Origin of the sequence: Bacillus sp. FJAT-45350 (assembly GCF_002335805.1) — a bacterium.
Taxonomy (GTDB): Bacteria; Bacillota; Bacilli; order Bacillales; family NISU01; genus FJAT-45350.
The window spans coordinates 1,099,043-1,121,762 of sequence record NZ_NISU01000001.1 but is presented as its reverse complement, the minus strand read 5'-3'; the positions used below and the strand labels follow the sequence as shown (position 1 = coordinate 1,121,762).

Annotated in this window: 24 protein-coding genes; 6 read left to right on the top strand and 18 right to left on the bottom strand. The window is 36.6% G+C overall.

Translation table 11 applies throughout. The features are described from left to right. Positions 1 to 145: 145 nt before the first annotated feature. Positions 146 to 817 (top strand): RNA polymerase sporulation sigma factor SigH, encoded by a 672-nt coding sequence (gene sigH / locus CD003_RS05610; protein ID WP_096202262.1) that lies wholly within the window; start codon positions 146 to 148, stop codon positions 815 to 817. Positions 818 to 1,133: 316 nt separating this feature from the next. On the opposite strand, the gene CD003_RS05605 is transcribed toward sigH, so the two are convergent. The 16 genes from CD003_RS05605 to sigY all read right to left on the bottom strand — a co-directional run bounded on the left by CD003_RS05605 (position 1,134) and on the right by sigY (position 13,251). Further along, positions 1,134 to 1,526, bottom strand: coding sequence for a hypothetical protein (locus CD003_RS05605; RefSeq protein ID WP_257008195.1), 393 nt, complete (start codon positions 1,524 to 1,526; stop codon positions 1,134 to 1,136). A 310-nt stretch (positions 1,527 to 1,836) separates the two neighbouring features. Continuing rightward, positions 1,837 to 4,281: a DEAD/DEAH box helicase family protein gene (locus CD003_RS05600; RefSeq protein ID WP_096200018.1), complete on the bottom strand. Its 2,445-nt coding sequence runs from the start codon at positions 4,279 to 4,281 to the stop codon at positions 1,837 to 1,839. Further along, positions 4,274 to 4,423 (bottom strand): hypothetical protein, encoded by a 150-nt coding sequence (locus CD003_RS21745; protein ID WP_179295445.1) that lies wholly within the window; start codon positions 4,421 to 4,423, stop codon positions 4,274 to 4,276. Before CD003_RS21745 ends, CD003_RS05600 begins: the two co-directional genes overlap by 8 nt. A gap of 104 nt (positions 4,424 to 4,527) precedes the next feature. Then, positions 4,528 to 4,890 carry an HIT family protein gene (locus CD003_RS05595; RefSeq protein WP_096200016.1) on the bottom strand — a complete coding sequence of 121 codons (363 nt, stop codon included), beginning with the start codon at positions 4,888 to 4,890 and terminating at the stop codon, positions 4,528 to 4,530. A 122-nt stretch (positions 4,891 to 5,012) separates the two neighbouring features. Next, entirely contained in the window at positions 5,013 to 5,321 is a 309-nt protein-coding gene (locus tag CD003_RS05590; protein ID WP_257008194.1) for a 3'-5' exonuclease, read from the bottom strand. A gap of 178 nt (positions 5,322 to 5,499) precedes the next feature. After that, positions 5,500 to 5,718: a YdbC family protein gene (locus tag CD003_RS05585; protein ID WP_096200014.1), complete on the bottom strand. Its 219-nt coding sequence runs from the start codon at positions 5,716 to 5,718 to the stop codon at positions 5,500 to 5,502. A gap of 148 nt (positions 5,719 to 5,866) precedes the next feature. Beyond that, complete coding sequence (locus tag CD003_RS05580) at positions 5,867 to 6,694, bottom strand: hypothetical protein (protein WP_096200012.1); 828 nt, start codon at positions 6,692 to 6,694, stop codon at positions 5,867 to 5,869. A gap of 76 nt (positions 6,695 to 6,770) precedes the next feature. Continuing rightward, positions 6,771 to 7,562, bottom strand: a complete 792-nt coding sequence (locus CD003_RS05575) for a hypothetical protein (protein WP_096200010.1) — start codon at positions 7,560 to 7,562, stop codon at positions 6,771 to 6,773. Positions 7,563 to 7,609: 47 nt separating this feature from the next. Next, on the bottom strand, positions 7,610 to 8,602 hold the full coding sequence (locus tag CD003_RS05570) for a tetratricopeptide repeat protein (protein WP_096200008.1): 993 nt from the start codon (positions 8,600 to 8,602) through the stop codon (positions 7,610 to 7,612). 477 nt (positions 8,603 to 9,079) lie between these two features. Beyond that, positions 9,080 to 9,451: an iron chaperone gene (locus CD003_RS05565; protein WP_096200006.1), complete on the bottom strand. Its 372-nt coding sequence runs from the start codon at positions 9,449 to 9,451 to the stop codon at positions 9,080 to 9,082. 179 nt (positions 9,452 to 9,630) lie between these two features. Continuing rightward, positions 9,631 to 10,101 carry an SRPBCC domain-containing protein gene (locus tag CD003_RS05560; protein ID WP_096200004.1) on the bottom strand — a complete coding sequence of 157 codons (471 nt, stop codon included), beginning with the start codon at positions 10,099 to 10,101 and terminating at the stop codon, positions 9,631 to 9,633. Positions 10,102 to 10,296: 195 nt separating this feature from the next. After that, positions 10,297 to 11,079 carry an ABC transporter permease gene (locus CD003_RS05555; protein WP_096200002.1) on the bottom strand — a complete coding sequence of 261 codons (783 nt, stop codon included), beginning with the start codon at positions 11,077 to 11,079 and terminating at the stop codon, positions 10,297 to 10,299. Next, positions 11,076 to 11,969, bottom strand: a complete 894-nt coding sequence (locus tag CD003_RS05550) for an ABC transporter ATP-binding protein (RefSeq protein ID WP_096200000.1) — start codon at positions 11,967 to 11,969, stop codon at positions 11,076 to 11,078. Before CD003_RS05550 ends, CD003_RS05555 begins: the two co-directional genes overlap by 4 nt. Before the next feature lie 11 nt (positions 11,970 to 11,980). Continuing rightward, positions 11,981 to 12,181 (bottom strand): PLD nuclease N-terminal domain-containing protein, encoded by a 201-nt coding sequence (locus CD003_RS05545; protein WP_096199998.1) that lies wholly within the window; start codon positions 12,179 to 12,181, stop codon positions 11,981 to 11,983. Positions 12,182 to 12,401: 220 nt separating this feature from the next. After that, positions 12,402 to 12,722 (bottom strand): YxlC family protein, encoded by a 321-nt coding sequence (locus tag CD003_RS05535; protein ID WP_096199995.1) that lies wholly within the window; start codon positions 12,720 to 12,722, stop codon positions 12,402 to 12,404. Then, entirely contained in the window at positions 12,709 to 13,251 is a 543-nt protein-coding gene (sigY, locus tag CD003_RS05530; RefSeq protein ID WP_096199993.1) for an RNA polymerase sigma factor SigY, read from the bottom strand. The genes CD003_RS05535 and sigY overlap by 14 nt, the downstream gene beginning before the upstream one ends. A 686-nt stretch (positions 13,252 to 13,937) precedes the next feature. On the opposite strand from sigY, the gene brnQ reads away from it, so the two are divergent. Then, entirely contained in the window at positions 13,938 to 15,290 is a 1,353-nt protein-coding gene (gene brnQ / locus CD003_RS05525) for a branched-chain amino acid transport system II carrier protein (protein WP_096199991.1), read from the top strand. Positions 15,291 to 15,641: 351 nt separating this feature from the next. On the opposite strand, the gene CD003_RS05520 is transcribed toward brnQ, so the two are convergent. Together CD003_RS05520 and tnpA are read right to left on the bottom strand one after the other, a co-directional pair. Beyond that, complete coding sequence (locus tag CD003_RS05520) at positions 15,642 to 17,126, bottom strand: hypothetical protein (protein ID WP_096199989.1); 1,485 nt, start codon at positions 17,124 to 17,126, stop codon at positions 15,642 to 15,644. Positions 17,127 to 17,146: 20 nt separating this feature from the next. Next, a complete protein-coding gene (gene tnpA / locus CD003_RS05515; RefSeq protein ID WP_096199987.1) occupies positions 17,147 to 17,545 on the bottom strand; it encodes an IS200/IS605 family transposase in 399 nt (132 codons plus the stop codon). 401 nt (positions 17,546 to 17,946) lie between these two features. Here tnpA and CD003_RS05510 point away from each other — a divergent pair, with 401 nt between their 5' ends. From CD003_RS05510 to CD003_RS05495, 4 genes are all read left to right on the top strand, one after another. After that, a complete protein-coding gene (locus tag CD003_RS05510) occupies positions 17,947 to 18,636 on the top strand; it encodes a response regulator transcription factor (protein ID WP_096199986.1) in 690 nt (229 codons plus the stop codon). Beyond that, positions 18,633 to 19,640 carry a sensor histidine kinase gene (locus CD003_RS05505; RefSeq protein WP_096199984.1) on the top strand — a complete coding sequence of 336 codons (1,008 nt, stop codon included), beginning with the start codon at positions 18,633 to 18,635 and terminating at the stop codon, positions 19,638 to 19,640. The genes CD003_RS05510 and CD003_RS05505 overlap by 4 nt, the downstream gene beginning before the upstream one ends. Positions 19,641 to 19,742: 102 nt before the next feature. After that, entirely contained in the window at positions 19,743 to 20,504 is a 762-nt protein-coding gene (locus CD003_RS05500; protein WP_096199982.1) for an ABC transporter ATP-binding protein, read from the top strand. After that, positions 20,494 to 22,437, top strand: a complete 1,944-nt coding sequence (locus CD003_RS05495) for an ABC transporter permease (protein WP_096199980.1) — start codon at positions 20,494 to 20,496, stop codon at positions 22,435 to 22,437. The genes CD003_RS05500 and CD003_RS05495 overlap by 11 nt, the downstream gene beginning before the upstream one ends. Positions 22,438 to 22,720 lie beyond the last annotated feature (283 nt).

Below are 22,720 nucleotides of genomic sequence, written 5' to 3'. Positions count from 1 at the left end.
AAAAGTTTGTATATCATTATTCTTCACTATCAAACATCTATGAATTTTAAACTCTAGATACTACACCTTATTGACGCTATTAAAACTACTAATGTATAATGAAATTATTTACAGATGTGTGTTGAGGTGGTTGGTATTGAACAATATGGTTAAAAAGTTGAACAATCTCAAATATATTGATATGGAAGATGAAGAAATAATAGATTTAGTACAAAATGGAGAAAGTGAAGCACTCGAATACCTAATTCAGAAGTACAGACATTTTGTTCATGCAAAAACTAGAACTTATTTTTTAATTGGAGCAGATAGAGAAGATATAATTCAAGAAGGCATGATTGGCCTTTTTAAAGCAATAAGAGACTATAAAAAAGGTAAATTAAGCTCATTTAAGTCCTTCGCAGAGCTTTGTATTACTCGCCAAATAATTACGGCTATAAAAACTGCCACTCGTCAGAAACATATACCTCTAAACTCATATGTATCGTTATACAAGCCCATGTATAATAACGATGATTCAGACCGAACATTAATGGACATTGTAACAGGCTCAAAAGAATTAGACCCAGAAGAATTGATTATTAATCAAGAAGAATTTAACCATTTTAATGTTAAACTATCAGAACTACTAAATGATTTAGAACGAGACGTCCTCGCCTTATATTTAGATGGACAATCCTATAAAGAAATATCGGGTGAATTAAATCGCCAAGAAAAGGCTATTGATAATGCTTTAACTAGAGTAAAAAGAAAACTTAAAAAATACTTAGAAACAAGAGATTCTGATAAGAACGCCCGTCAATATTTTAGTAAGTATTAAACCTTTTACATGGTTATTTGAATAACTTTTTTCTAGTATAGACGTTAAAAAAATGTAGAAATATAGAATAAATACTCCTCTGACCCTTAGTTTGAAAGCGAGAGGAGTATTTAATTAGACCTATCCACCCCTGAAAATACCCCTTTTACTTAACATCCACTATTCAGATTCATTTTTTCTTAAAGTGTCATATCTAGTTCATGTATCAATCTGAAAAGATATTTTTGGATAAATGGTGTTAACACGGTCTAACAGACGTGACTGCTATTCAAAAAATAATGGCTAACCTCTCAGTCACTTGACCATAGTATTTAAATTAACTGTCCTTTAATAAATGTACCGTTGAGTTTTTTAATAATTTTTGAGTTATTGTTAAATTCCAAGCCCTTACTCTACTATGCCATTTCCTATACTTTAAAAACAGTATCCAAGGTAATTCAATTATTTTTTCTAATATGAAATTCTCATTAAATACAACAACTAGTACATACTCAAATTTTTGTTTATCATGTACCTTTGACTCAGGTTCCTCTAATCCATAAAATACCCCTGTTGTTTTTCCTGTCGTCGACTTAATGCTATACCTGTCACCATTTACACTTATTGCATCTATATTCTGAGTCCCAATTGGAGCAAATTGTAATTTCGGTAAGCCAACTGTTTTACTGTAGTAGTTAATTGCAAAGTATTCACCTAAATCACCTAGCAAATTTTTACTTCTAATTATACCCCTTTTTTAAAATTCATTTATGATTCCGCCGTATCCTTTTATTAGCTCTTCATCACTTAATTTATCTAATTCAAGCATTATATATGCCCCTTCCTCCTTAAAAGAAATCCTAAGACTCAAAATACCAAGATAGAGATTCATTGAGGAACAGTCTAAATTATCGATACTAACATTAATAATTATTCCACTCTATTTTTTGAAATATTACATATTCTATTCTATACTTGCTTCTATTTCAAAGAAGAGAAATGATTGCCTTAATAAACTATTTTTACTCCCATATTGGTTATCAATGAACAATATTTTTCCCTTCTCCCTTCCTCTCAAAATAAAAATGCAACCTATACTCACATATCTCCTTCGTCCACTCGTATACCAACTCATTATGTTCTTCTGCTACATCAAACTCTAGCTTGAAAACACCATCCTCGAATGATATTAGCTCCTTCGAACTGCCACTCCATTTTGACATTGGCATTTTCGCAATTAAGTTTGCTGTTTTCTTTTCACCATACTGCCATAAGCTTTTTCCTGTTTTATCAGAGAAATCGATTCGTTTTCTATATTCCTTTTCAGTTAAATAGCGATGGAAAAATGGTGCTACTTCAGATGGTGTTACTGGCTTCATCCAGTCATTGGTACCTCTAGATAACATGTATGATAGAACGATCATCTTGTAACTTTTTTGCATTCCTGTTCTTTCTACCTCAATAATCCAATTCTCATAATCTTTAAAAGCTTGCTCCTCTTTCTGAGAAAACTCTTCTGCCCAGAAAAGAAAGCCTGCATATGACTTAAATTCTTGGCGATACTCATTACTCTTTGCCTGTCCATACAGATGTAACTCAAGATAGCTTGGCCTTTTTCCTAACTCCTGTTTCAAAGCAATATAAGCATTTCGAAGCTGCTCTTTCCTTGGTTGTTTCTTTCTTCGGAGTTCTTCTAGTAAGTCAATAACCTCTATTTCAAAATCAACTAAACAACTATCAGGAACTTGAGGGACAGGTGTTACTGCCTTCTTCCGCTCCTCTTCTGTTCTTGTATCAAATAAACTCATCTTTAAGTCAGCATTGCGATAGTTTCCTATTAGATCAATAATTTGACAATGATCTTTCCCCTGGAACAAACGGAGTCCCCGACCAACTTGTTGAGTGAATATAGTCAGAGATTCTGTCGGTCGAACAAATAGAAGCGTATCTAGTGATGGAATATCTGTACCTTCATTAAATAGATTGACTGTAAAAATAATCTCCAACTGTCCACTTTCAATCATTTTTATTGCGTTTTCTCTTCCATACTCACTACCGTTAGAATGAAGACTTGTTGCTTTTACTCCATTTTCTTTAAAGTAATTTGCTAAAAACGTGGCTTGTTTAATTGACGAACAAAAAGCTAAAGTTCTCGTTTGTTTATGTTCTTTCCATGCATCAAATACTTTCTTTGCCGTCACTTCTTGAAGCTGCACAGCTAGTAGTTCCTCTTCGTCATACCGACTTCCTAGCCATGTGATCTTAGAATAATCTGTATCGTCATACACTCCAATATAATGAAAAGGAGCTAACCACTGTCGTTGGATCGCTTCAATAAAATGCAGCTGATATGCGACATTCCCATCACAAATACCATACACATCTTTCCCATCCATACGGTCAGGTGTAGCAGTAATTCCTAGTAAAAACGAAGGCTTAAAATAATCTAACACACGCTGGTATGTCTTCGCTGCAGCATGGTGAAATTCATCAATAACAATCAAATCAAAGCTATCCTCATCAAACGTCTGAAGGTGCTGCTTATTGGCGAGAGTAAAAATAGAAGCAAAAACACAATCAGCATCTCCTTCTTTTTCTGTTCCACTATAAATTCCAAATGTTCGGGTTGACATTATATGTTGAAATGACTTTTTTGCTTGATTTAATATTTCTTCTCGGTGTGCAACAAACAAGACTCGTTTGTACTTCTCTGCAAAGAAACCAGCTAAATACGTTTTTCCGAGTCCTGTTGCCATGACAACCATCGCTTTGTCATACCCTTCTTCAACAACAGTGTTCAACGATTCTAAGGCTTCGTTCTGAGAATGCCTAGGTGAAATCTGCCCGTAACTACCTTCCGTTTCATGAATTACATTATTCTCGTTTTCCTTATTCGCTTGGTTTAGCATTAGTTCTATTTCTTCGCTTTTTGTCCAATTTCTAATAAGACTTGGATGATCGCGGTGATATTTATCGTACAGTTTTTCATATTTTATTACAGTTTCTAAATTAACTGGTACCGTTTGCTCATGTAAAAATAATTTCATAAATTCGTCTAATGCTTTCTGGAAGGTACTAAGTGACACTGAAGAATCCAGGGAGAGACTCCATTCAACTCCATGTGTTAATGCAGACCTAGAAAGATTAGAAGAACCAATAATCAATGAACCTTCATTTTCAGCATACTGAAACAAATATGCTTTAGGATGAAACGACCGTCCATTACTTCTCCATAAACGAACTTCAATTCTTTCATCTAACTCAATCAATCTTTTAAGTGCTATGGGTTGGGTTACAAACAGGTAATCACCCGTACAGATTTTCACTTCCGCTCCACGTTCCAACGCGATCTTCAAAGCCTGCTCTAACACTTCTACGCCAGAATTCATCACAAACGATGTTAAGATATAAATCGAAGAGGAACGTTCTATCGCATCAACAAGTTCATTAACCAGTTTTTCTGTCACAAGTTTTATCTTACTCATCTTCATCACCAGCGTGGAACAATTTCACCGGTAAGTCACCTATTATTCCAGCTTTAAAAACACGAGTATCATCTATTTCTTTACCATTGTTATATTTATTATTAGGACTATTTTCTTGGATTAGTAGGGTACGGGTTGGCATGTAAAAACTCTCCTCTTTATGTATATATTTAACAGTTTATCATATCCAACTCACTGATAAACAAAAACTTCCCTATCTCGAAAAATAGGAAAGTTCTTGTTTCATCAATATTTCTGTTTTTCCGGAATTACTCCACGTACACCGCCTCTAGGCTCGTCCATATCTCCTTTAAAACGAGGGATTAAATGAACATGTACGTGAAATATAGTCTGTCCCGCAACCTCACCACAGTTAATCCCAATATTATATCCATTAGGCTTGAACTGATAGTCTAGTAGTTCTTTGCATTCCTCTAATAATTCATTAAACGCTGTTCGCTCTTCTATTGTCGTTTCAAAATAATCACTCACATGACGTTTTGGAATGATAAGAATGTGTCCGCTGTTTACTGGGTACTTATCATAAATGGCATATGCTAGTGCGTTAGACGTGATGATGTTTTCTGGGTGGCAGAATGGGCATGGCACAGTTTATAATCCTCCTAAGTTGTCTATGACTACTAATAAATAGTTTAATGATTCAAGCAACAAAGTACTTTAACTACTTTTCTCGTCTTCATTACTCCTAGTAACTTCAAGTGCTTTTTCTTTTAGCTGTTCAAAATATATTGTAAACTCTGAATCCCCAGAATAAGAAAGACACAATATTCCTTTGCTCTGGTCATTCCAATGTATAATAACGCAACTTCTCGTTCTATATTTTCTTCTAGCGCAAATGGCATATTCTCTATATTTACAATAAATACAGCCTGGAAATCAAGTCCTTTACTACTGTCTATTGTACTAATCTTTATCGTGTCTGCTTCTCGGTCAAATGCTCTTTTACTAGATTCATTTTCTGTTATCCAATAGTATGGAAGACCTTCATTTTTCAACGAACGGATGATAGTATCAATCACATTTAATTTATATGTACGTTTAACTCTACCGTCTAAACAAATGTCTTTTTCTGTTTTTACTGATTGTTTAACTAAAAAAACGAACTGAACTCAGCCCGTTTTCATTATGTAACCTATTTTCAATTTTTTATTTATCTCAAATAACCTGTAACCAATTCACAAGTCTGCAAAATTAGACTCAAGATTCCCCCAACAATGCTTCTTTCAACTTTTCCATTTCATCATTACTTAATGTAACTCCTTTACCCATCTTCTCATGGTTTGGAGCCCAGTCACGGATATCATACTTGGGTTCACGCCCATTCCAACTGATAAGATTTAATTCCTTTGTCCACCCTTTTGGTGATTCAGATAATACTGTAATGTGTTCAGTAATTTCAAATTTAAGTTCAGCCATTTTACTTCCTCCAGAATATTAGTTTAGATTCTCAACCACGAATTTGTTTCAAGTCCTGTTCATTCTTAAATCATTTTACAAAAAAGAACTACTTAAGACAAAATTTATTCAAAGGATTATCTCTTCCAAATGTGGTAAATTGGCAGCGTTACAATTTACCAATCACATAATACTCTCCAACTGCCAGCCTAAACACGTCCCCTTTCTCATTTTTAACAACACATACTCTTTCGTTTACTACCTCTTTCACTGTTGCATATTCATAAAGCACTCCTCGTTCTCTGCTTTGTGCTTTCAATTGAATTCTTTCTCCAACCTCGGCTGCTCGTTGTGTGATAGAGTAGTTCCAATCATATGTTGGACAGTCAGATAGTTCTAGACCAGCCTGAACAAATGGCTGTAATATAGTACGCTTTTCATATAGAGCTTCTGCTAAATCTAACAACAACTCTCGTTTCGGTCTTTCTGTTCTTGATCTATTGTCTTCGTTCGTTGTTCTGATACGAAAATGGCCTCGAGGACTGCATGACCATGTTTGATTAGTAACAAGTGATAAGCTGTAGTTTAATATCCTAGTTTCAGCTTCTCTATTCTTAAATCCGATATGTGCTGGTGTTCGGTTGTGTCCATCACAACAAATTGTCGTTGTGAATCCAATTGCATTTAGCCAACGGACTAAACCGGAAATATACGTATCAAGGGCTATTAATTGTACATTTGCAAATCCCTCAAAATACGTCTGATCTCCTTGTATTGATTCACAGATTGAGAGGAACTCTTCTTCGTTTACTTCTATATTTTCAGGGGTAAAGATTAACCCTTTGAAGGTGTATTCTACGTTCAATTTATCTAGTATCTTCTGAAAGAACTCAATATTTGCATCGTTTTCATGCATAAATGAAAACATGTTTTCCTCTACTGTTTTTACTACAAATCCCATTCTAATCAACATTCGCTTCCAAGATATCATTGTCATTTTCATCTCTCCCTAATTTGTCTTTGCTTTGTTAATTGAAGTATACGATACGCTGGATTACAAAATTGTAATCTCCCTACTTAAAACTCACTTCCTCCATCCAAGATACTAATTTTGAATAATCACCAGTTGCCTTTAGTAATTCAGCTGTTTGTTTCATTACTTTGCTTCTTTTAAATGAAGCTAGTTTTCTTTGTCTAATTTCCTCAGCATGTTCTTTTATTTTATAGGCCATTGTTAACGTATCTGCATAGATCTTTTTCATGTCCCATTGTTCTTCGTCTTTTTTAGTTGCGACTAAATTAGAACCAGAACGAGCGTTAAATGTGACTTCCCACTGATAGTTCAATTTTAATTCTTGTAGATAATGTTTCTGAATTATTTTGAACCATGCTCCATTAAAGACGCCAGAGAATTGTAAATTCGGTGCGTGCTTTAAGTGACCGTCACATCCAGCTAAGCAAGGTATACCCGCTTGGTTTACTGTTTTAACTAGTAGTGCAATGTATGGGTCTAGCTCAATTGTATTTACTTTTAATCCAAATTTACGATTTGCGAATGCTCTCCATCTGTAGTGATAATCATTCATTTGTACAGGGAACTCATGCCCTGCCTTTGTTGTAATACGTTTCATCATTGCGACTGGGAATCGATTCACAAGTAGTTGAAAGTTCACTCCATTCCAGAACATCGGGACATTCATTTTTGTTAGTAAACTTTTTAGTGCTCTATAATCTGACTCGGCACTTCCTTTTGATAATGTGAGGTACGGTCCATTCTTCTCTACTAGAAAACCTCTCATCTCCAATGCCTCAAATAACCTTTCCTGTCCATCCATTAGTTCAAGAGTAAATAAATTTGATTTCATCTCTCATCGCCTCCTAATTTGTTAACCTAAGTATAAAATAAAGAGGATTACAAAATTGTAATCCCCTCATTCGTTCCTCTTCGTGCTCTTCTATTATCTACATTTTTATAATGTATCGTTCCTTTGAGCACATCATGATCCCATATATATTTACCTTCGACCGTCTTTAATAAAGCCTTCCCCTCTATCCCTGTCGTTTTCTTAATATCCTTTCGAATGTCAGTTATCATTCTTGGAACATATGAACCAGACATATTTTCAGCGTCGTACCCCCAAAGAGCTTCTGCAATTTGTTGAATAGATAACGATGCTTCACTCAATATAATCATCTCTAGTATTTGTGCCTTTACCGGTGAGAATTGGACTGTATTAATTTCTCCATGTAATACTGTCTCAAATGGATGAATAATAAGTGCAATCCGTTCTCCTTTCAAGATACTATCCTCGATTTCGTCTTCAGTTTCAATCAATGTGCTGTATTGCTCTGATAACGGCACATAGCCTTTTTTTGATGATTTGATTTTTGCTTGATATGGTCTTAGAAAGACAGCCAAAGACGGATCATATTTAGCTTTTACTTCTACTTGGGCCAGGTGTTGAATAGCCTCTGTTACAAATTTTAGCTTGTAATAGCAATAAGCCATATTACAGTAGAGCTTATCTTTGAGCTTTTCGTTTATACTTAATTTAATCGCCCGTTCAGCGTAAAATAGCGCACCCTCATAGTTATTTTCTTTTTCTAGTAAAAATGAAAGGTGATAGCAAGGTTTAGGATTCTTTGGGTCTATGTAAGTTACTTGCTTAAGATAACGAACCGCTTTAGTAAAGTGAAAAAATTTCATTTTCGCATCTCGACCAAGGTTTAAATAAAGCCTTGAAAGAGCCTCAGCGTACTCTCCCCTATTTTCTTTATCTAACTTGATAAGCTGTTCATAGAGTGTAATGCCTAATCGTATCCACTCCTGCTCTTCCTCTTCACCCTCAAATCCATCATTATCTTCCCACATCTCAAGCTCGAATTTGAGTTCACCTACTGTCATCAAGCCGTTTCCTCCTTCTGGTTTTCCTTTACCTCTCGTATTAGAATTATTAAATCATAAACCTAAAAAGATAGATGACTGAAGCTACTTATGTCATCTATCTCTTTCATATTTAATTATAGAGTACACCTTTGTACGATGCAGGTATTTTTTGGATAATTTTATTGGATTTATTAAATAATAAAAATTGAACTATATCCCTCACAGACAGGAATGATACGATTGTTTAATCAAAATGTTGTTAAAGGATTGTTATACAGCCCGATTATGTCTTCGGTTTTCAGCTTAGTTATTATTGGGTTGACGTTGTTTCATCATTTCAGAGTGACAAAGTTACTAGCAACAATAAAGAGAGGATAACCACAAAAGGTGGTTATCTTTCTTTTTTGCTACACAGTTAACTAGTTGAAGCATTTACACGGTAAATATGATTTTCTAAGTGTTTGCCAGGTAAAGGCAACCCCTATGGACTATCTTTTACTTTCGCCAAAAGGTAGAACAGTTTGCCTTGTCCAGAATATTAAACTCAATCATTTTCTCAAGTAGTGGATAATCAATTGGGTCATTCCAAGGGATACGTATCAGCTCTTTTGTGTAGTCATACCCAGCCTTCATAATATCATCCTCTACATGAGTTATTGTCACACTTTCAGGAGCGACAGCTAAATGCTTTTTTGATACACTAAATCCAATAATATATGTACCATGAACTGTAAACATCGGTTGTTTCCATTTGATTTCTGTGTTTAGATTTGGATACTTATTTTTTATCCAAGTCAACACTTCTTCCGTTCTTTCCCGGTGGAACGGGTCATCAATCCACGCCAAAAATTCAGAAAAAGCTTCCATTTTGTTCCCTCCAAAATAAAATATATCGCATTTCCTTTGTCCTTTCGTCCGGATTACTAATAACGTCCCATACGAAGAAAGCAGGTAATGTAAGTTCAGTATTACAACTATTGTTGATCGTATTACTTAAGGTACAAATTACTAACACATATGTAAATTAACTAAAAAGCTCTCAATTCCTAATCAAACTGCACTTTATAGTATTCACGTAATTCAAGTGCATTATCTTCCCATTCTATTGTGCGACCATGAATTAATTGACCAAGGACATCCAAGCATCTATGCCATCCTGCAGCTGTATATACAGCCAGTGCTCGATCGTCAAACGTATGGCTAAACATCAAGGCGCACCCTTGACCTGCTTCATGAATACTTATCTCTAACAAATCATCAACTTCCTTAAAACAAAAGGAATATGGAGGGTTCAATTCGGTAATAACAGCCTCATAGATTGACCCTTCACCATCATCGAACTTTATCTTTCCACCAACACTAAGGTCCATATCTCCAGTTGCAAATGGATACCACTGAGTGAAATAATGAGGATCGGTTATATAACGAAAAACCTTTTCAGGATTTACTGGATATTTACGTTCAAAAACCAAAACTGATCTTCCTTCTTTTTCATGGAGACTTCCATAGTTACTCATGAATGCTTACCTCCTATTTTTAATTCTATTACTGTTTCCATATTACAATGATTTGCTCTTTCATGAGCGGCCATGTTATTCCACCTGCTTCTTGATAGAAAGCTATATAGGCATGTTCCCATCCCGGTCACCTGTACCCGAGCCAGCAATTAATAAAACTGCTGGAACTTTTTGATTTGTCTATAAAGTTTAATGTTAATGTCCAAATCTCTCAAGTCGTTTAAAGCAATACACCGCCAACCCAAATAATACAACAGATAGCCCCAGCGTACTCCATACAACCTGCCAAACTGAGCTCACCCATTGTCCCTCAAGTAAAATTACGGAAGCTTGGGCGCGAAGATTGCCAGGACTCCATTGTGTATATGCAGGGAACAGTGTTGTCACTAAGCTTATTGCTGCTAGCAACAAGACACTCACTCCTGCAATGCCGCCACTGTTCTTCAACAGTGTTCCAAACAAAACGGTCATAACAACAATAAATACAACCCAAAGACTGTAGACAACAAAGCTGCCTACCATCGTCTCCCATGGGACTGGATTAAACAGGAGATTTGTATAATACCAAGTTAACAGATAACTTGCTGCTAGTGCAGTAAGCAAAATAATGAGCTGGGCTGCACACTTGCTAGAAATATATTGAAGGGAACTTACCGGTCTAACCATAACAAGCATTAACGAGCCGTTTTGTCGTTCTTGTGTAATCACCCCCATCGTGGCGAGAACAAATAGCAATGTTCCGATCATCCCATATTGAGACATCGTCCCTATTAGCACCTCTTCGCCAGTTGGGATTGGAATATCAATGACCGCTCCTTCAGGGAGGTTTCCCGCTGCTTCAAGAATTTGCGGCATATAATAGCTTGTTATAGGCTGTGAAATCCCAATGATCATCAAAACAATAGGAAGCCATATCAACTTGCCGTTGCGAAGGCTTTCCTTCATTTCTTTCGTAAATAGAGTTAAAAAAATTTTCATCGCTCCATCACCTTCATATATGCGTCTTCCAATGTGTCTTGTATCATTTCAAAGAGAATGACCGTTCGATTTTTTAAGATGACCTGATGCAATAATTCATTCGTTTTTCCCATATCATTCATCGTAATTGTAGCTGTATGCTGGTCTTGATAGTCAATTTTATCAATGTAGCTTGCATCCTCTAACACACCTTTAAGTGGTTCTCGCGTTTGAAGCTTAATCGCTAATGAATCAAACTCCTTCCTTAATTGCTCAAGCGTGCCAAGCCATTTTAAGTCTCCATCCTTAAGCATCATAATCTCCTCACAAACCTGTTCAGCATCATGTAATATATGGGTTGAAAACAAAATCGTCATCTCACGTTTTAGCTTGTCTATAAGCTGAAGGACTTCACGTCTTCCTGTTGGGTCAAGTGCTGAAACGGGCTCATCTAATATTAATAGCTCTGGCTCGTGAAGCAAGGCTTGCGCTAGCCCTAACCTCTGTTTCATTCCTCCAGAAAAACCACCAATGTTCTTGTTTTTTACCTCTTCTAAACGGACAAATGCCAATGTCTCATCAATGCGAGCAGTCAGCTGTTTTTTCGGGACATGTGACAGATTTCCTACAAACTGAAGAAATTCCTTTGGTGTCATCCAATTAAAGAAAGATGGATGCTGCGGTAAGAAACCGATTAGTGAACGGTAATCGCCGTTCTCATGTCCCGCAAACTGAATCTTTCCTGTTGTCGGTGTGACTAAACCCGCTAGCATTTGTAAAGTTGTTGTTTTCCCAGCGCCGTTTGGCCCAAGTAAAGCAATGCAGCAGCCTTTATCAATGGAAAACGAGATGTGTTTCACTGCCTTATGTTCCTTGAAATTTTTTGATAAATCAGTAACAGAAACGAGCATTTAGATCTCTCCTATCCATTTTTACGACCTAAGATAAAGTATAGAATGGCTCCTAGTAGATTTACGAATAAAATAATCAACACCCACATCCATTTTGGTCCGTTTGTTTCTTCTTGTCTGAGGCAACTAACAAGGGCTACTACCGTTAGTATCATTTGTAACACAATAAGTGGCGCTACTAACTGCCAATTTATTTCTTGTAACATTTCCATGTTCATCTCTCCATTTTATTTCGTTTTTTTTGTTTTCTTCTTCGTGGCCACACCACAAACAATAAATAAAACACTATTGGGAGTGGAAATTGAATAAGTCCCCAAATCCCCCAAAACCATGCAAAGCTTCCGTGTTTCTTTGCATGAATAAAAAGAAGTGTACTCTGTATCAATAAAGTGATAATTATGATTGGAATCAAAATGTACTGTTCCACTGTTGTCATAAGAGAACCTTCCCTTTCCTGTTATTGCGTTTAGCCAATACGAAAAGGAAAAGCGGTGCTAGTACACTTGCCCCAACTTGTATGGCGATAAACAGACCTGGAGCTCGTAAATAACTTAAAGTAAAGGCGCTCAATATAACAAAAGCGGAGCATAAAAAAATTACCAATTCTTTGTAAAACGTTCTTTTCTTTTTTTCATGATACAGATTGAGCTGATCCTTAATTTCGACCATCGAAACATATTCCTCGCCTAAATCATCAAACTGCTTCCAATCGCGCTTTAACTGATTGATATTCTCTTCATCATTCCTTCGCATCATCCCACTCCTTCCTCAGTTTTTTCAAACCGTTATGCACACGCGATTTGACCGTCCCTTCCTTAATCCCTATGATTTTGCTGATTTCCTCGTAGGTATACCCGTAGTAATGGTGCAGCAAAATCGGCACTCTTACATCGGCTTCGAGCTGATTAAAATCGGAAAACACATCGCTCCATTCCATCCCTTGTATAGTTGCCTGCCAGGACATCTGGCGTGAAAGGGTGTGTTTTATTTGATCCAACCATTTTCTTTCACGCTTTTTTCTTCTGAGCAAATCGATATAGTGCTTAGATGCAATTGAAATCATCCAGGTTGAAAACTTCCCCTCTGCCTTATACGTGGATAAATGTGTATAGCATTTCAGCATTGTTTCCTGTGCGATGTCACCACTCAATTCCTCATCAAGTGTTAGCTTTACTAAATATTTATATAAAAATGAATAATACCGGTGAAAAAGCTGAGCGAACGCATCATCATCGCCATCAAGTGCTTTTTCGATTAACACTCCGTCCTCCTCATGTTCCATAGAAAACCCCTTTCTTCTGTTCCAATCATAAGACGATTACCATTGACGAATCGTTCATAAGAAAAAAATTTTTTAAAAGAAATATTAATGTTCAATGCTGTTTACTCCATAAAGCTATTTTCTGATTTTTCGCGAACTCAGATACCTATTCTGATTCCCAAATCCTTTTTGTGCACAAAAAAGACACCCAGATTTAGAGTGTCGCGTAAAATTCTTGAGTTCTTTCTTTAGTAATATACTCCTTAATTTCTAACAAGTCTTGTTTAGCAACTAGGTTAATTCTCAACATATACATATTGATTAAATCCCCAGATTATCCTCAACTTGTTCTTCAGTTAGCCACACAAACTATATTCCGTTACCTTGTATCGTTGTATTGCGCAGTAAACGTGTCTATTTTGGTAGTCTTCTTCAAATAAGCCCCCGTTAGCCTCCATGATATTTTAAAACCACAGTGGTTCTATCCTTATTCAACAACCATAATTCTAAAGGGGCAATAACACTTTATATATTTCCTCTTCTTCCGGATAAACAATCTATTATTCTATCAAAAGGATGCGAATCTCGAGTCAGAAAAGGTGGTGCTAAACATAGGATATTAAAATGTATTGTATCTCTATAAAAAGATTGATATTATTATATTTTTTAAAGAGAAAACTACTTACATCATGAGGAGCACATTATTTATGCAAAAAAAAATACCGTTTTCAACATATGCAATTATTGGTACTATGCTATTTGGAATGTATTTCGGTGCTGGCAACTTAATTTTCCCTATCCAGCTAGGACAACAATCTGGGACGAACTTCTGGCCAGCATTAATAGGTTTCTTAGTAACAGCGATCGGTCTACCATTTATAGGGATTTTAGCTATTGGGCTATCTGGAAGTAATGGACTTCGTGATTTAGCTAGTCGGGTACATCCAATATTTGGGGGCGTTTTCGCAGTCACTCTTTACTTAACAATTGGTCCCTTTTTCGCCATTCCACGTACAGCAACAGTCCCATTTGTTGTTGGGTTTGAACCATTTATCAATCCAGAACAAGTTAGCTTATGGCTTGGAATCTTTAGCTTTCTATTTTTTGTAATTGTCTATTATTTTTCACTGAATCCCGCGAAAATTATGGACTATATAGGCAAATATTTAACACCAGCATTTTTAGTATTTTTATTCTTTTTAATAGGAATTGCCATAATTAAGCCAATGGGTACCTTTGGTAACCCGACAGGTGACTATATTCAATTGGCATTTATGACAGGCTTCAAAGAGGGTTATAACACGATGGATGCTCTTGCTTCCCTCGCCTTCGGTATTGTTGTCATCAATGCATTTAAGAGGCAAGGTATTACCGATACGCAAGATATTTCAAAGGCTACATTGAAATCAGGCATTTTCGCGATGGGGCTAATGATGCTTATTTACGGTCTTATCACGTATATGGGCGCATCGAGTGTAACAGCAATCGGTACATTTGATAATGGTGGTCTGATCTTCTCAGCTGTCTCTCAACACTATTTTGGTTCATATGGTGCCGTTTTATTAGGAATTATTATTGTACTTGCTTGTCTAAAAACGAGCATCGGACTTATTACCGCCTGCAGTGAATTTTTCCATAAATTATTACCAAAGGTTAGCTATAAATGGTTCGTGTTCATACTATGTTTTGTATCATTCACAATTGCAAATTTCGGCTTAAATAATATTATACAATTCGCGGTGCCGGTTTTAATGCTCTTGTACCCACTAGCTATTGTTCTTATATTATCAGCACTCTTCTCACCATTATTTTCTAAAAAGCAAAGTGTTTATGCCGCGTCGATGTTCTTAACCTTTTTCGTTAGTATTATAGACGGTTACAGTGCATTAGCGAATAGTTTACCTGGAGCGACTGTGCCATTACTTGAAGCAGTTAAATTGTTCTACATTAATTATTTACCTCTTTACGACATTGGTCTTGGATGGATTTTACCAGCTTTAGTTGGTGCTATTATCGGTTATATCTTGCCAACAAGACAACGTCAAATCGGCAGTCCGTAACAAAATGTTTATGTCACAATAATATACCAAATAAACTCATGTGATTTCTTACGTGGGTTTATTTATATTTTTACAGCTATCAAAATTCAACATCTGACAACTCCCACAGCTAAAGCAGTGGGGTTCTAGGGTAACATCGGATACATAGTATCCGTTACACTTCTCAACGGTACCCTTATCTTTCCTTTCGGAAAGAGTTTCTACCAAAGCACTGGTGTACTTTCTCCTAGAACATTAACGGACGTATTGCGTATAGCAAGGCACTTCTCTCAACAAGCCTATCAAAAGACTCTTGATGTGCTTATCGTTCCGACTTCTCTTGGGCGTTGTCACGACCAATCAGATTTGTTTTTATGCGACAAACCAACGCAATAGTTTATTTGACGATTGTTTTAGTCGGGCAATCTCTTGATTATGCAATTCAATAAAACGCTGCCATTGTGCGTTGCATAAGTTCATATCAACCGAATTGAGGTTCTCATTTGTGTTCGCTATCAAAAAAGCACTATAGAGATCACGTTGAACTCGGAATTCACCAAAATCATTCCAGCGATCTGAGAGATGTTTTTTATTATATTGTCCATTTAAGTGATTAAACTGACTTGCTTTTAAAGCATAAGTATCTACTTTCTTTATGGAGCTTCTTTGATATCCAAGTTTTCGGTCAATAATGGCGAGTAGCATGGCTGGAGCACGATTAGAAATTGATTTACCGAACCTTTTCTTGCGGTTAATTTTTCCATTCGTTTGATTTTGAGTGGTTTTTTTAGAGCGTTTTTGCAGAGATTGAAACCGCATGGTTTCAACACGTATATCAGAACCGAAAGACAAAATATCATTCGCTAGTTTTTCGTGTGACATTTTTCTATGAACAGCTATCTTCCGATAGTGTTCTTTTCGTTTTTGACGCAACTTCTCGTATCGGTTAGAAAAATTCCAGGTTAATTTCCCTTTTCTGACTGTTCCATTTTTGTTGAAATTGTCAGGGTGGGTATTTCGTTTCGAGCGATCCATTTTACGTTGAATACACCTAAGTTTTTTTTCATCTATTTTACATTCTGGTGCAAGTTCCCGAAGCTCTACAACACGTTGATTACTTATTGCAATCATAGATGTACCGATATCAAGACCAACTCGTTTCATTTCATCTTCAGCAATCTTACGGTTACGTTTTGTTGGTGGATACCCTTCTTGGATAAGTTGTACGAAATAGCGCTTCTTTCCACGTATTTCGCGTTTTAACAGACGCACATACTTTGTTTTATCCATTAAAGCTAGATGTGCATATTCATCATGAGCTCTAGGTGAGATAGGCATACATAGCCAATTCTTAGGCTTAGGATTCTTCTTTGTTGGCTTATCACCCCAGAGAACGCTCCCATCGGCGTACCTCAAACCTGTTGTATTTGATTTATTTTCAACAGAAATATCATCGTTAAACGATTTGAAGTGTACTTTTTTCGATTGTCCATAATGGAGTTTCTCCACAGCTAGAAAGGCTCTCGTTGCGAGCTTTTGAGCTTCGAAACTTCCAATATGTTCTCTAAACTTACGCTGAACTAGCTTTACAAAATGATGTAGACCATATTCGGAAAAACCGTGAGATAAGCGTATATCAGCCAGGCGTTTATCACGTTCTTTTGATTTAGGTTCACTAAGTAATGTGCGATATTGTTTATCGCCTTTGACTGATTTATGTCGTTTCAGAGCTTCGCCTAGGCAAGAATTATAGATGGTTCTAGCGATTTTGAATTTCTTTTCTAGACGGTGTTGTTGCCAAATAGGAATCGTTAAAGCAAATTCGATTGTATACGTAGGTGTACTTTTTCTTGCCATAGGCTTCTACTCCTTTCTTTCTAGTTTCGCTTTTTCTGATTTTCAACATAGTGTTTAATCGTTTCGCTTGAAACATTTCCTGCAGTAGAAACGAAATAGGATCGTGTCCAAAGACTTGGCAAATGTCGAAGGTGTTGAAATTCCTCTCTCAACTTTTTAGAAGTCACTCCTTTAATTTTTGCCATAATATCAGCAGGACTAAGTGTTGGTAGCGCGTTCAGAAAAATATGCGTATGATCTTCATCGCACTCTAAAGCGACAATGATAATTTCTAATTCATCACTTATTTCTTGTACCAACTGTTTAAAGCGTTTCTCTACATCCGCGCGAAGGAATATTTTCCTTCTGTATCTCGGACAAAAAACGAAATGATAGTTAATCAATGATACGGTTTTGCTTGTTCGTCTGTATTCATTCATATACAAATTTTATCAGTTTTAAATGTATACTACAACATATAAACAAAAAATAGAGAGTGGAATTTTCATATAATTGAAGCACACAAAACCCTAAGGTTTTGTGTGCTTCAATTATCTAGCCTCACTCTCATCCCATACCTAAAGGGGGTGCTATCGCACCTGCATGGGCTTTCCCGTTCGGAAAGTCTGTAATTTACATATATATTGCAAAAGCCCCACCGTTGAAACTGAGTATTCTAGTATAAAAATCCTTTCACCAAGCCACCTAATAATGAAGATATTGATAAATGATAGCTCTTGTTCAACTAAATCAAGTTCCTTAAATTCTATTTACCTTCTACCACATTTCCCTCTTCGCTTATGTTTTTGCTATACTTTTAGTGAAAGTGTAGGTGACTACGTTGTTTAAGATATTATTAATTGAAGATGATGCTACTCTATTTAAAGAGATAAAAGACCGGCTTATAGACTGGGAATATGAAGTGTTTGGGGTTAAAAACTTTCAAAGTGTCATGGAGAGCTTTGCTGAGATTCATCCAGATTTAGTGATTATCGATATTCAGCTTCCTAAATATGATGGTTTTCATTGGTGCCGCATGATCCGTGAGCATTCAAATGTTCCGATTGTCTTCTTATCTTCACGCGATCATCCTACAGATATGGTGATGTCGATGAATTTAGGTGCAGATGATTTCATTCAAAAGCCCTTTCACTTTGAAGTACTAATCGCAAAAATCCAAGCCATTTTGCGTCGTGTATATAACTACAGTACCATCACTTCAGACCTGAAGATATGGATGGGTGCAACGATTGACCTGGAGAGAAATCATGTATCAAATGAAAAGGGAATGATCGAGCTTACTAAAAATGAAATATTGATCTTGAAGTTACTTGTTGAACGTAAAAATAAGGTTGTCAGCCGAGAATACTTAATGAACCTGCTGTGGGATGATCAGCGATTTATTAGTGATAATACGTTAACGGTGAATGTAAACAGACTTCGTAAAAAACTAGCTGATATTGGACTGGCAAATGGTATTGAAACAAAGGTTGGGCAAGGATATAGTGCTATAGAGCAGGTGGAAAAATGATTAAGAAATTCTTGATGGAGAGAATTAGCTGGATTAGTTTGATTGTACTTTTGCAGCTGATTGCTTTAATACTTGCATACCTAGACCCCTCTCTTTCCATTGACTCTATGTTCTATTATGTATTTCTATCACTAGTGATTTTCTCCTTGTTTGTCGTTATTCGCTATTTCAAAGAAACTTCATTTTTTAAAGAGCTTGACGTACGGGATCCTACGACTGATATTACAAGTCTTCCTGAACCAAATAGCCCATTTGAATCATTCATTTATAAGCAGATCACCTCTCCAATCGATCAGTTCGAAAAAGAATCCTCTAAGAATAAGCATCTCCTTGAACAAGAGAAGGACGAGCTGCTTTCTTGGATTCATGAAGTGAAAACACCATTAACAGCTCTGCGCTTCATCATTGACCGTACGGAAGATCACCAATCAAAATTCGAGCTCATGCATGAATGGTTAAGAATCCACTATTTGCTTGATCAACAGCTACATCAAAAGCGTATACCTTTCATTGAAAATGATTTGTACATTGAAAACGTAAAACTAGAGTCAATTCTTTACAGTGAAATTCATATGTTGCGGTCTTGGTGTTTAAAAAAGGGTATTGGCTTTGATGTAGAATTAGTTTCAACACATGTGCTCACTGATGCGAAATGGCTGTCCTTTATCCTTCGTCAGCTTTTAACAAATGCTGTAAAATACAGCAAAGATGGTTCTGAAATTTCGATACAATCGGCTGAACAAATGGGACAAACGATCCTGACTGTTGCAGATAACGGCCGCGGAATAGACCCGCGTGATGTGCCAAGAATCTTCGATAAAGGCTTTACGTCAACAAGCAAGCATCAGGACCAACATGCTACAGGCATGGGTTTATACTTAGCAAGAAAGGCTGCCACCCCACTCGGCATTTACATTTCCGTTCGGTCAACTGTTGGAAGAGGGACAACCTTTACCCTTACCTTCTCAAAAGAGAATCGATTTCTCCAGATACTAGGCGTGTGACAAAAATGTCACTCGCTTTTGCTTTTTTGTTAGGATAATAAAAGGACTTCAAGGACAGGAATAGATACAATAAGGGTATCTTAACAGATGAGGAACTTTTATATGAATCTACTTGAAGCTAAAAAAATCCATAAAAGCTACGGAAATAAATTCACGAGACAAGAGGTTTTAAAAGGGATTGATATTAGCATTGAAAAAGGGGAATTTGTTACGATCATGGGTGCATCGGGGTCAGGGAAAACAACTCTTCTAAATGTGTTATCAACGATTGACCGCCTAAGCCATGGCTCCTTAAAAATCGAAGGTGAGGAACTAACTAAAAGTAAAGAAAAGAAGCTCGCGGAATTTAGAAAGCATCATTTAGGGTTTATTTTTCAAGACTATAATTTACTTGATACGTTAACAGTAAAAGAAAATATCTTATTACCCCTCTCGATCACAAATACTGCCAAAAAAGAAGCACTAGAGAAATTTCAAATGGTGGCAGCAGACCTTGGAATTGAAGAGATAGCGGACAAATACCCCCATGAAATATCAGGTGGCCAAAAACAAAGAACATCTGCGGCGAGAGCTTTCATTCACGACCCAAGTATCATATTTGCTGATGAGCCAACTGGTGCTCTTGATTCAAAAGCAGCGTCTGATTTACTAGGTAAATTAAGCACTTTAAATGAAAAGCGAAAGGCAACCATCGTGATAGTTACTCACGACCCTGTTGCAGCAAGCTACAGCAGCCGTGTTATTTTTATTAAAGATGGTCAAATCTATACCCAATTGAACAAAGGAGAAGAAAGCCGTAACACATTCTTAAAGGATATTATGAAGACTCAAGGAGTATTAGGCGGGGTGCACTATGAGCATTAATCAACTTATTATCCGCAGCTTTAAAAAAAACCTTAAGAGCTATTATTTATATGTGTTTGCTCTCATCTTTAGTGCCGCCCTCTACTTTGCGTTCGTCACCTTGCAATATGATCCTTCAATAGACGGGGCATCTGGTTCGATTAGAGGAATAGCCGCCATCAGGACAGCATCTGTGCTCCTTATCGCGATTGTGGCCGTGTTTCTTTTATATGCAAATAATTTATTTATTAAAAGACGCAGTAGCGAGATTGGTTTATATCAGCTCATTGGAATGACGAAAAACCGTATTTTCATTATCCTAAGTGCTGAAAACTTACTACTCTATTTTGGCTCACTATTAATCGGAACGTTTATCGGCTTTGCCGTTTCAAAATTAGTAGCCATGACCTTATTTAAAATAACGGGCGTTGATGCCGTTGCCTCTCTCTATTTTTCTGGCCATGCCTTTATCCAAACATTGCTCGTATTCGGCGCTATCTATCTTTTGATCTCGCTAATGAACTATCTCTTTATTAAGAATCAAAGCATCTTGTCGCTATTTCATGTGAAGAGCAAAACTGAAAGCAGAGTGAAAAAGATTTCGATCGTAGAAATCTTGTTTGGGCTTCTTGGGATAACATTAATAGTGGCTGGTTACTATGTATCGGCGAGGCTTTTTGATGGAAGTTTTGTTTCGATGAACAACCTATTCTTTGCGATGATCTTTATTTTAGCGTCTGTGATTATCGGGACTTATTTTTTCTACAAAGGTTCTGTATGCTTTATTGCTAACATAATTAGAAAAAATAAAGGCGGATACTTAAACATTAATCAAGTAATGTCACTATCTTCAATCATGTTTCGCATGAAATCAAATGCGATGCTGCTTACCATTATCACCACCGTATCAGCACTTGCAATCGGTCTTCTCTCCTTAAGCTATATCTCCTACTATTCAGCTGAGAAAAATGCCGAGAACACTGCACCAACTGATTTCGCATTTATCACAACAGAGGATGCAGAGGCTTTCGGTGAGGTATTAAAGGAAAGCGGTATTTCCTACAGTGAACAAAAGATTGATGTACTTCAAGTGGAAGTTGATATCCAAGAAATTATGGGCAGTGAGATAGAGAACTTGCCGTTTTACGGAAGCAAAATGAGAATGGCCGTTATGAGTGACCGTCATGTAGAAGACATTGTAGTAACTCAATACGAAACGGTATTCTCTGGATTTAGTGATGTGATGCGGACGCTGTTAAACTTGCAAGATTCAGGAACACTCACTTTCCACGGACTCACGACAGCTTTCAGTCAAGAGTATACCGGATTACTTAATGATAGTGTGCTGCCTCTATATTTTACTGGAGGATTGCCTGCAGCTATTGTGAATGAAACGACATTTACAGCACTCGAAAATGATATAAATCCAGAGATTCAGCTAGATTCCTCTATCTATATTGGCTTTACATTAAATGATAGAGAAACAGTGGAAGCAGCTGATACACTTTTTCACAGCATGACACTCAGTCAAGACTTTGGCAATAGCTCTCAATACTCCGAAGCTCGCCAGCAAAAAATGAATATGGGCTTTATGATGTTCAGTGTCGGATTCCTCGGCCTCACCTTCTTGATCACATCAGGATGTATTCTTTATTTTAAACAAGTAGAAGAAGGCGACGAAGAACAACCAAATTACAAAATCCTGCGAAAACTAGGCTTTACACAAAAAGATCTTCTGCAAGGAATACTAGGAAAGCAGCTATTCAATTTCGGTATTCCTCTTGTAGTTGGCCTTTTGCACAGCTACTTTGCCGTCAAATCAGGCTGGTTCTTTTTCGGTACAGAGCTATGGACACCGATGATTATTGTCATGGGATTGTATGCAGCACTTTACTCGGTTTTCTGCATTCTATCTGTGATTTATTATAAGAAAGTTATTAAGATGTCACTGTGATGGGCAAAGATCCAGGGGATATATTAAATGTCAATTAAATAATTAAAACCTTTTATAATAAGCCTAAAATATAAGGTGACGCATTATAAAAGGTAAAAGAAGAAGGGTAGGAGGGCTGTAATTATATATGCTTAACCTATCCTTTTTAGTTGCTGCACAGTAATCGTCAAATGGTCTACCTATACCAAAACCTGGGCCGCCTAAACCTAGACCTGGCAGAATTCTTTCATCTTGAATTATTTCGATGATAATTTTCGTGATATATAGTATTCAATTTTCATTC

Excerpts from the sequence above, each read along its gene's own strand:
- sigH (WP_096202262.1), top strand. The coding sequence starts at position 146 with ATGGTTAAAAAGTTGAACAATCTCAAATATATTGATATGGAAGATGAA.
- CD003_RS05600 (WP_096200018.1), bottom strand. The coding sequence starts at position 4,281 with ATGAGTAAGATAAAACTTGTGACAGAAAAACTGGTTAATGAACTTGTT.
- CD003_RS21745 (WP_179295445.1), bottom strand. The coding sequence starts at position 4,423 with ATGCCAACCCGTACCCTACTAATCCAAGAAAATAGTCCTAATAATAAA.
- CD003_RS05585 (WP_096200014.1), bottom strand. The coding sequence starts at position 5,718 with ATGGCTGAACTTAAATTTGAAATTACTGAACACATTACAGTATTATCT.
- CD003_RS05580 (WP_096200012.1), bottom strand. The coding sequence starts at position 6,694 with ATGACAATGATATCTTGGAAGCGAATGTTGATTAGAATGGGATTTGTA.
- CD003_RS05575 (WP_096200010.1), bottom strand. The coding sequence starts at position 7,562 with ATGAAATCAAATTTATTTACTCTTGAACTAATGGATGGACAGGAAAGG.
- CD003_RS05570 (WP_096200008.1), bottom strand. The coding sequence starts at position 8,602 with ATGACAGTAGGTGAACTCAAATTCGAGCTTGAGATGTGGGAAGATAAT.
- CD003_RS05565 (WP_096200006.1), bottom strand. The coding sequence starts at position 9,451 with ATGGAAGCTTTTTCTGAATTTTTGGCGTGGATTGATGACCCGTTCCAC.
- CD003_RS05560 (WP_096200004.1), bottom strand. The coding sequence starts at position 10,101 with ATGAGTAACTATGGAAGTCTCCATGAAAAAGAAGGAAGATCAGTTTTG.
- CD003_RS05555 (WP_096200002.1), bottom strand. The coding sequence starts at position 11,079 with ATGAAAATTTTTTTAACTCTATTTACGAAAGAAATGAAGGAAAGCCTT.
- CD003_RS05550 (WP_096200000.1), bottom strand. The coding sequence starts at position 11,969 with ATGCTCGTTTCTGTTACTGATTTATCAAAAAATTTCAAGGAACATAAG.
- CD003_RS05545 (WP_096199998.1), bottom strand. The coding sequence starts at position 12,181 with ATGGAAATGTTACAAGAAATAAATTGGCAGTTAGTAGCGCCACTTATT.
- CD003_RS05535 (WP_096199995.1), bottom strand. The coding sequence starts at position 12,722 with ATGCGAAGGAATGATGAAGAGAATATCAATCAGTTAAAGCGCGATTGG.
- sigY (WP_096199993.1), bottom strand. The coding sequence starts at position 13,251 with ATGGAACATGAGGAGGACGGAGTGTTAATCGAAAAAGCACTTGATGGC.
- brnQ (WP_096199991.1), top strand. The coding sequence starts at position 13,938 with ATGCAAAAAAAAATACCGTTTTCAACATATGCAATTATTGGTACTATG.
- CD003_RS05520 (WP_096199989.1), bottom strand. The coding sequence starts at position 17,126 with ATGGCAAGAAAAAGTACACCTACGTATACAATCGAATTTGCTTTAACG.
- tnpA (WP_096199987.1), bottom strand. The coding sequence starts at position 17,545 with ATGAATGAATACAGACGAACAAGCAAAACCGTATCATTGATTAACTAT.
- CD003_RS05505 (WP_096199984.1), top strand. The coding sequence starts at position 18,633 with ATGATTAAGAAATTCTTGATGGAGAGAATTAGCTGGATTAGTTTGATT.
- CD003_RS05500 (WP_096199982.1), top strand. The coding sequence starts at position 19,743 with ATGAATCTACTTGAAGCTAAAAAAATCCATAAAAGCTACGGAAATAAA.
- CD003_RS05495 (WP_096199980.1), top strand. The coding sequence starts at position 20,494 with ATGAGCATTAATCAACTTATTATCCGCAGCTTTAAAAAAAACCTTAAG.